This window comes from Aromatoleum toluolicum (genome assembly GCF_012911005.2).
GTDB classification, from domain to species: Bacteria; Pseudomonadota; Gammaproteobacteria; order Burkholderiales; family Rhodocyclaceae; genus Aromatoleum; species Aromatoleum toluolicum.
Genome location: NZ_WTVS01000010.1, coordinates 103,720 through 112,243 on the forward strand (window position 1 = coordinate 103,720; position 8,524 = coordinate 112,243).

Sequence of the window (8,524 nt, forward strand, 5' to 3'; positions counted from 1 at the left end):
TCAACCGGCGGCTTTCTTCGCCTTCGCACGACGGACCGGCGCGGGCGCGGCAGCAGCGCCGCGCCCTTCGTCGCCGGAAGGACGCGCCCGCGCGGCCAGAAACTCCGCGAGGATGCGCGCGGTGTGCGAGCCGGACGTCGCGCACACGTCCGTGACCGGCCCCTGCGCGACGATGCGCCCGCCGCCGTCGCCGCCTTCCGGCCCGAGGTCGATCAGCCAGTCGGCCTCCGCCATGACGTCGAGGTCGTGCTCGATCGCGAGCACGGTGTGGCCGGCGTCGGCGAGGCGGTGCAGCACGCGGATCAGCTTGTCGACGTCGGCCATGTGCAGTCCCACGGTCGGCTCGTCGAGCACGTACAGCGTGTGCTTCTCGGGCGGCAGCGGGCGGCCGCCGGTCTTCGCGCTTTCTCCTGCCCTACCGCGCACTTTCGCGAGTTCCGTAACCAATTTGATGCGCTGCGCCTCGCCGCCGGAGAGCGTCGGGCTGGGCTGGCCGAGCGTCAGGTAGCCGAGGCCGACGTCCTGCAGCAGCGCCAGCGGATGTGCGATCGCCGGATGTGCGGCGAAGAAGTCGACGGCCTCGTCGACCGGCATCGCGAGCACTTCGGCGACGCTCTTGTCGCGCCAGCGCACGCTCAGCGTCTCGGGGTTGAAACGCGCGCCGCCGCAAGCATCGCAGGGCAGCTTCACGTCGGGCAGGAAGCTCATCTCGACGGTGGTCTGGCCCTGGCCCTCGCACACCGGGCAGCGTCCGGCGCCGGTGTTGAAGGAGAAGCGCGACGCGTTCCAGCCACGCGTCTTGGCCTCGAAGGTCTCGGCAAACAGCTTGCGGATCGCGTCCCAGAAGCCGACATAGGTCGCGGGGCAGGAGCGCGGCGTCTTGCCGATCGGCGTCTGGTCGACCTCGAGCACGCGGCCGACCGCCTGCCAGCCTTCGATGCGCGCGCAGCCGACCGGCTCGGCGGCGCTGGTCTGCGCTTCGCCGCGCCGGCGGGCACGCTGCGCGTCAGGGTCTCCGAGCAGCGCGTGCAGGCTGGCGTGAATGACGTCGCGCGCGAGCGTCGATTTGCCCGAACCGGACACCCCCGTGACGACCGTGAGGCGGCCGAGCGGCACGCGTGCGTCGACCGTCTGCAGGTTGTGCAGCGTCGCATCGCGCACGCCGAGGAAGGGGTGCTCGTCGGCAATCGCCAACGGCGGACGCATCGGGTGCTGCAGCGGCGCGCGGAAGCACGCGCCGGTCGCTGATTGCGGCGCGGCCATCAGGTCCGCGAGCGTGCCTTCGGCGACGACTTCGCCGCCGCGCACGCCGGCGCCGGGGCCGAGGTCGATGACGTGGTCGGCGCGGCGGATGGTGTCCTCGTCGTGCTCGACGACCAGCAGCGTGTTGCCGCGGTCGCGCAGGGCTTCGAGCGTGTCGAGCAGCATGCGGTTGTCGCGCGGGTGCAGGCCGATCGTCGGCTCGTCGAGGATGTAGCACACGCCGCGCAGGTTGGAGCCGAGCTGGGCGGCCAGCCGGATGCGCTGCGCTTCGCCGCCGGAGAGCGTCGGCGCGCCGCGATCGAGCGCGAGGTAGGCGAGGCCGACCTGCTGCAGGAAGTCGAGCCGGCCGCGGATCTCGCTGACGAGGTCGCGCCCGATGTCGGTCTCGCGCCCTGCCAGTTTCAGGCTGTCGAAGAAGCCCGACACCTTCGCAACCGGCTGCGCGGACAACTCATGGATGCCCAAGTCCCTGAAGCGCACCGCGCGCGCGACCGGGTTCAGGCGCGCGCCGTCGCAGGACGGGCAGACTTCGTCGGTGACCTGTTCCGTCTCGGCAAGGTCCAGCTCGTTCGCATCCTCGACGCGACCGATGGTGCGCTGGCCGGTGCCGTAGCAGCTCGGGCACCAGCCGTGCTTGGCGTTGTACGAGAACAGGCGCGGATCGGGTTCGGGAAAGCTGTCGCCGCAGGACGGGCAGGCGCGCAGCGTCGAGAAGGTGTGCGGCGTGGCGCCGACCTTGCCGAGTTCGAGCACCTTGACGACGCCCTTGCCGTGCTCCAACGCTTCGGTCAACTGCGTGCGCAACGCCGCCTCATGCTCGGGTCCGACCACCGCCATGCCGACCGGCAGCTCGATCGTGTGCTCGACGTAGCGGTCGAGCCGCGGCCATTTCGCGGTCGGCAGGTAGTCGCCGTCGACGCGCAGCTGTGCATAACCCTTGCCCTTGGCCCACTTCGCCAGCGCCGTGTACAGGCCCTTGCGGTTCGTGACCAGCGGCGCGAGGAGTTCGACCGACGCGCCGCGGTAGTCGCGCAGGATCTGCGCCGCGATCGCGTCGAAGCTCTGCGGCGACACCGGCACGTCGCACTTCGGGCAGTACTGCGTGCCGAGTTTGACGTACAGCAGGCGCAGGAAGGGCTGGATCTCGGTCAGCGTACCGACCGTGCTCTTGCGTCCGCCGCGGCTCACGCGCTGCTCGATCGCGACGGTCGGCGGGATACCGAACAGCGCATCGACGTCGGGGCGCGCCGCCGGCTGCACGAACTGGCGTGCGTAGGCGTTGAGCGATTCGAGGTAGCGGCGCTGGCCTTCGCCGAAGACGATGTCGAAGGCCAGCGTCGATTTGCCCGAGCCGGACAGGCCGGTGATCACCGTGAAGCGGTCGCGCGGGATCGTCAGGCTGACGTTCTTCAGGTTGTGCTCGCGCGCGTGACGGATCTCGATCGCGGGGGCGGCGACCGGGCGGTAGCGCGCGACCGGTTCGGCGAGGGCGGTGGTCGGCTTGCCGAGCGAATCGGCGTACGCCCGCATTGCCACGCCGGTGTGCGACGCGGCGCAGGCCATCGCGGTCTGCGGCGTGCCGGCCACGACCAGTTCGCCACCCGCTTCGCCGCCTTCGGGGCCCAGGTCGAGGATCCAGTCGGCGGCGAGCAGCACGTCGAGGTTGTGCTCGATGACGACCAGCGCATGGCCGGCGTCGAGCAATTTCTCGAAGGCGCGCAGCAGCGTCGCGACGTCCTCGAAATGCAGGCCCGTCGTCGGTTCGTCGAACAGGAAGAGCAGGCGCCCGCCCTGCGATTTCGACTTCGATTTCTTCCCGGACAGTTTCGCGGCTTCGGCAAGGTGCCCGGCGAGCTTCAGCCGCTGCGCTTCGCCGCCCGACAGCGTCGGCACCGGCTGGCCGAGCTTCAGGTAGTCGAGGCCGACGTCGGCGAGCGGCGCGAGCGCGGCCTGCACCGCGGGCTGATCGGCGAAGAAAGCCAGCGCTTCCGACACCGTCATCTCGAGCACGTCCGATACCGACCTGTCGCGCCACTGGAGCTCCAGCACTTCCGGGCGGTAGCGCTTGCCGTCGCAGTCCGGGCAGCGCAGATAGACGTCGGACAGGAACTGCATCTCGACGTGCTCGAAGCCCGAGCCGGTGCAGGTCGGGCAGCGGCCGGTGCCGGAGTTGAAGCTGAAGGTGCCGGGCGTGTAGCCGCGCGTCTTGGCTTCGGGCAGCGCGGCGAACAGGCTGCGGATGGCGTCCCAGGCGCCGACGTAGCTCACCGGGTTCGAGCGCGCGCTCTTGCCGATCGCCGACTGGTCCACCATCACGACGCCGGCGAGCTGGTCGAGCCCTTCGAGGCGGGAAAACGCGCCGGGCGCTTCAGTCGCCTGGCCGAAGTGCTTGGCGAGCGCGGGATAGAGGACGTCCTGAATCAGGCTGGACTTGCCGGACCCCGACACGCCGGAGACGCACACGAGCTTGCCGAGCGGAATCGCGATATCGACGTCGCGCAGGTTATGCTGGCGCGCGCCGACGAGGCGCAACACCGGATCTTCGGCGGAAACCGGGCGCAGGCGACGGCCGGCGTCGACGCGTTTCTTGCCGGCGAGGTAGGCGCCGGTCAGCGAGGCCGGGTCGGCGGCGAGCTCGGCCGGAGTCGCATAGGCGACGATCTCGCCGCCGCGTTCGCCGGGGCCGGGGCCGATGTCGAGCAGGCGGTCGGCGGCGGACATCAGCTGCGGGTCGTGTTCGACGACAACCAGCGTGTTGCCGGCGTCGCGCAGCCGCGTCATCACCGCGAGGATGCGGTCGATGTCGCGCGGGTGCAGGCCGATCGAGGGTTCGTCGAGGACGAACAGGGTGTTCACGAGCGAAGTGCCGAGCGCGGTGGTGAGGTTGATGCGCTGGACTTCGCCGCCGGAGAGCGTGCGCGACTGGCGGTCGAGCGTGAGGTAGGCGAGGCCGACGTTGGCGAGGTAGTCGAGGCGGCTGCGGATCTCGCCGAGCAGCAGTTCGGTGGCTTCATCGAGGCCGGACGGGAGTTCGACGCGGGCGATGAAGTCGCGGACGCGGCTCACCGGTTGGGCCATCAGTTCGTGGATGGCGAGGCCGGGGCGTGCACTGGCGATTTCGGGGCTTCGATCCGCCGCCGCGGAGGCTTCCGCGAAATAGGGGACGAAATAGGGGACAGACCCCAATTTGAGATTCATAAATTGGGGTCTGTCCCCTATTTCGCCTATTTCGCTACCCGCTTTCTTCTCGCCCAGACGCCACAACAGCGCTTCCGGTTTCAGCCGCGCGCCCTTGCACGCGGGGCATTCCGTGTAGCTGCGATAACGCGACAGCAGCACGCGGATGTGCATCTTGTAGGCCTTGCTCTCCAGCCAGTCGAAGAAATGGCGCACGCCGTACCACTTGCGCGGCCACGACGACTCCCAGCTCTTCCACTCGGGGTCGCCCTCGAGCACCCATTGCCGGTGTTCGGGCGGCAGCTCGCGGAAGGGGACGTCCATCGCGACACCGTACTTCTTCGCCATCTTCGCGAGGTCGTCCTGGCATTCGCGGTAGCTCGCGGTCTGCCACGGTTTGACCGCGCCTTCGGCGAGCGTCTTCGACTCGTCGGGAACGACGAGCGAGAAATCGACGCCGATCACGCGGCCGAAGCCGCGGCAGGTGTCGCAGGCGCCGATCGGGGAGTTGAACGAGAACAGGCCGGGCGTCGGATCGGAGTAGTGGATGTCGCAGTCGGCGCAGTGCAGGTCGCGCGAGAAGCGCCACACGGTCTCGCCACCCTCCCCCTGTGCGCGCACCGCGAGCCGGCCATGGCCGTGCGTCATCGCTGTTTCGACCGCCTCGATGACGCGGCTGCGCTCGGCGTTCGAGAAGCGGAAACGGTCCTGCACGACGTGCAGCAGATCGCCACTGTCGGTCGATTCGCGCGCGTGAATGCGCGTGTAGCCCTGCTGGTTGAGGAGTTGCGTGACTTCCTCTTCCGTGAAGTTCTTCGGCACCGGCACCGCGAAGGTCAGTACCAGGCGCGGATCCTCGTCCGTGCAGCGTTCGGCGAGCGCCGCATGCACGCTGTCCGGGTCGTCACGCCGCACCGGCTTGCCGCAACCGCGGCAGTAGAGCCGCGCCGCACGGGCGTAGAGCAGCTTGAAGTGGTCGGTCAGCTCGGTCATCGTGCCGACCGTCGAGCGCGAGGTGCGCACCGGGTTGGTCTGGTCGATCGCGATCGCCGGCGGCACGCCTTCGATGCGGTCGACCTGCGGCTTGTCCATGCGGTCGAGGAACTGCCGCGCGTACGGCGAGAAAGTCTCGACGTAGCGGCGCTGGCCTTCGGCGTACAGCGTGTCGAAGACCAGCGAAGATTTGCCGGAGCCCGAGACTCCGGTGACGACCGTCAGCTCGTTCAGCGCGATGTCGAGCGAGAGATTCTTGAGGTTGTTCTGGCGCGCGCCGAAGATGCGGATGCGGTCGGACATCGTTTATTTTTCTTCCTTGCGCGTCGCGTCCTTTGTGGCGTCGACCGCATCCTTGCCGGCCTCCTTGAGCTTCTCGGCGGTCGCGCGTGCGGCGTCTGCGGCCTTCTGCGCGGCCTCGGTCGTCGCCTCCTTGACCTCGACCGCCGTCTCCTTCGCGCTCTGACTGACTTCCCCGGCGACTTCCTTGCCTTTCTCGACGCCCTCCTTCGCGGATTCGGTCACCGCCTGCGCGGCGGCGCTTGCTGCCTCACCGGCTTTCTGCACGGCTTCGCCCGCCTTCTCGGCGGACTCCTTGGCCGCCTGCACGGCTTCGTCGCCCGCAGTGCGGGCCTTTTCCGATGGGGTCTCACGATTGCACGCGGCCATTCCGGCCGACAGGCTCGCAATCAGCACGACAAACAGGGCCTTTTTCATTCTTTTGCTCCTTGCTGACAGGGTGCTCTCAAGATATCGCCCGCCGCCGAAAGTTCAAGGCGAATGCGGTCCGGAAAAGACGAAGGGCCCGCACTTGGCGGGCCCTTCCGGTCGCGACGCGGTCCGCGCGGATTACTTCACGCGGTTCTTGTACTCGTCGGTGCGGGTGTCGATTTCGATCTTGTCACCGATCTCGACGAAGGCCGGCACCGGCAGTTCGAAGCCGGTCGCGAGCTTGGCGGGCTTCATCACCTTGCCCGAGGTATCGCCCTTCACGGCGGGTTCAGTGTAGACCACTTCACGCACCACAGAGTTCGGCAGATCGACCGAGATCGCCTTGCCGTTGTAGAACACCACTTCGCACTGCAGGCCGTCTTCGAGGTACTTCAGCGCGTCGGTCATGTTCTCGGCTTCGACTTCGTACTGCTCGTAGTCGGCATCCATGAACACGTACATCGGATCGGCGAAGTACGAGAAGGTCACTTCCTTCTTGTCGAGCTGGACGACTTCGAACTTGTCGTCGGCCTTGTACACCGACTCCGACGGGGCGCCGGTGAGCAGGTTCTTGAGCTTCATCTTCACGACCGCTGAGTTGCGGCCGGACTTGTTGTATTCGGCCTTCTGCACGACCAGCGGGTCGCTGCCAACCATGATGACGTTGCCGGAGCGGAGTTCCTGTGCGGTTTTCATGCTGTTTCCTGGTGTAGATCGGGCGCGGACATTTTGGCCGCACATTGTAATAAACCGGCTATTTTACCGTTAGTTCTGCAAATTGCACCAGTACCGACGCGAGATCCTGCCGGCTCGCGAGATCCTCCGACCAGCGGCGCGTATGTGGCGCCAGCCGTGGCAGCGCCGCATCGAACGCGGGCCACGCGGCGGCCAGGCTCCCCTCGCCGTTCCACGCCTTCCACAACGCACGCGTCGCATCCGCCGCGCTGTCGTCGAGTCCGGCGAGGTAGCGGTCGAGGAAGGCGTCGAGCTTGTCGTGATGCACCGCCTCGTCCTGCTCGTAGATGTGCCACACGAAAGGCTGCGCCGCCCACTGCGCGCGCACGAAGGAATCCTCGCCGCGCACGAAGTTGAGCTCGCACGCCCACAGCAGGCGGTCGTAGTCGGCGGCGTCGAGGAAGGGCAGGATCGCGGCCGTCAAGCCGCCCGCCACCAAGATCTCGTCCGCCGGCGCGTCCGTACGCCCAAAGAAGCGCAGCACGTCGCCCAGCACGCGGCCTTCCGGCACCAGCAGCAGGGTCGGGCGCGGCGCGGCGGCCCACAGGCGCAGCAGTTCCGGCAGCTGCGGCTGCTCGTAGGCGAACAGCGACACGAGGCGCGCGCCGTCCGGCACCGCCGGGATGCCAAGGCCGGCGAGCCAGTCGTGGCACGCGGCCGCATCGGCCTGGAAGCGCTCGCGCGCCGCGATCAGGCCCCGTTCGCGCAACAGGCCGCCGCTGCGTGCGGTGAAGCCCGGAAAGCAGAAACGCTTGGTCAGCGGCAGGCGCGGATGCGGCGAGCTCAGGCCGTGACACCCCTCGACCCAGTCCTCGGCCGACAGGTATTCGAGATTGATCCACTGCGGCCGCGGCGTAGCGGCTGCCATCGCCGCGACGTAGGACGCAGGCGGCTCGCAGGCGAAGGCCTCGACGACCGCACGCGCCGGCTGCACGTCGGGAAAGGGCTCGCACCAGCGGCGCACTTCGACGCCCTGTGCGCACAGCGAATCGCCCGCTGCTGCTGCGGCCGGACACAGGCGCGCGAAGGTCGTCCAGTCGTCCACCCACAGCCTCACCGAGCACCCATGGTCATGCGCCAATGCCTTGGCCAGCCGCCAGCAGACGCCGATATCCCCGAAATTATCCACAACCCGGCAGAAGATGTCCCAGTCGAACACGGACGGGGCGTCGGAAGGGCTCATGGCAGTGGACAAGTGCGGGAAAAGGACGGGAATGCTTTGTGGGAAAAGGGCTGGACCGGAACGGACCGGAAAACAGGACACAATCGACACACAGGTGAACCCGGGGCTTATCTACGGACTTTTACCGTCGCGGAGTGCCCGCAGGCACTGGCGAAGCCGGACTTATCCACAGAAAACGCCTCACTATATATATCTTTATCTTTTAATTAAAACCAAATACTAAAAGCACAACCCCGGACGCCTGCAGGAGTGACGGGGTGCGCCTTTGGCTACTCCCGGCCAGCCGACAAGGACGCGTTTTACACATGAAGTCCGGTCGGGCACCCTGTTCCTCCCCGTCCGGCACCGCCGGGATGCCAAGGCCGGCGAGCCAGTCGTGGCACGCGGCCGCATCGGCCTGGAAGCGCTCGCGCGCCGCGATCAGGCCCCGTTCGCGCAACAGGCCGCCGCTGCGTGCGGTGA

General features: G+C 67.9%; 4 protein-coding genes and 1 pseudogene. All 5 read right to left on the reverse strand.

Features of this window, described 5'->3' with window-relative positions:
- Positions 1-5,736, reverse strand: a complete 5,736-nt coding sequence (locus tag GPA27_RS06880; RefSeq protein WP_169138863.1) for an excinuclease ABC subunit UvrA — start codon at positions 5,734-5,736, stop codon at positions 1-3.
- 3 nt (positions 5,737-5,739) lie between these two features.
- Positions 5,740-6,150 carry a hypothetical protein gene (locus GPA27_RS06885; protein ID WP_169138865.1) on the reverse strand — a complete coding sequence of 137 codons (411 nt, stop codon included), beginning with the start codon at positions 6,148-6,150 and terminating at the stop codon, positions 5,740-5,742.
- 132 nt (positions 6,151-6,282) lie between these two features.
- Positions 6,283-6,840, reverse strand: coding sequence for an elongation factor P (gene efp, locus GPA27_RS06890; RefSeq protein WP_169138867.1), 558 nt, complete (start codon positions 6,838-6,840; stop codon positions 6,283-6,285).
- Positions 6,841-6,898: 58 nt separating this feature from the next.
- A complete protein-coding gene (gene earP, locus GPA27_RS06895; RefSeq protein ID WP_169138869.1) occupies positions 6,899-8,062 on the reverse strand; it encodes an elongation factor P maturation arginine rhamnosyltransferase EarP in 1,164 nt (387 codons plus the stop codon).
- Positions 8,063-8,264: 202 nt separating this feature from the next.
- A pseudogene (locus GPA27_RS06900) lies at positions 8,265-8,524 on the reverse strand (hypothetical protein); the annotation flags it as partial.

Excerpts from the sequence above, each read along its gene's own strand:
- GPA27_RS06880 (WP_169138863.1), bottom strand. The coding sequence starts at position 5,736 with ATGTCCGACCGCATCCGCATCTTCGGCGCGCGCCAGAACAACCTCAAG.
- GPA27_RS06885 (WP_169138865.1), bottom strand. The coding sequence starts at position 6,150 with ATGAAAAAGGCCCTGTTTGTCGTGCTGATTGCGAGCCTGTCGGCCGGA.
- efp (WP_169138867.1), bottom strand. The coding sequence starts at position 6,840 with ATGAAAACCGCACAGGAACTCCGCTCCGGCAACGTCATCATGGTTGGC.
- earP (WP_169138869.1), bottom strand. The coding sequence starts at position 8,062 with ATGAGCCCTTCCGACGCCCCGTCCGTGTTCGACTGGGACATCTTCTGC.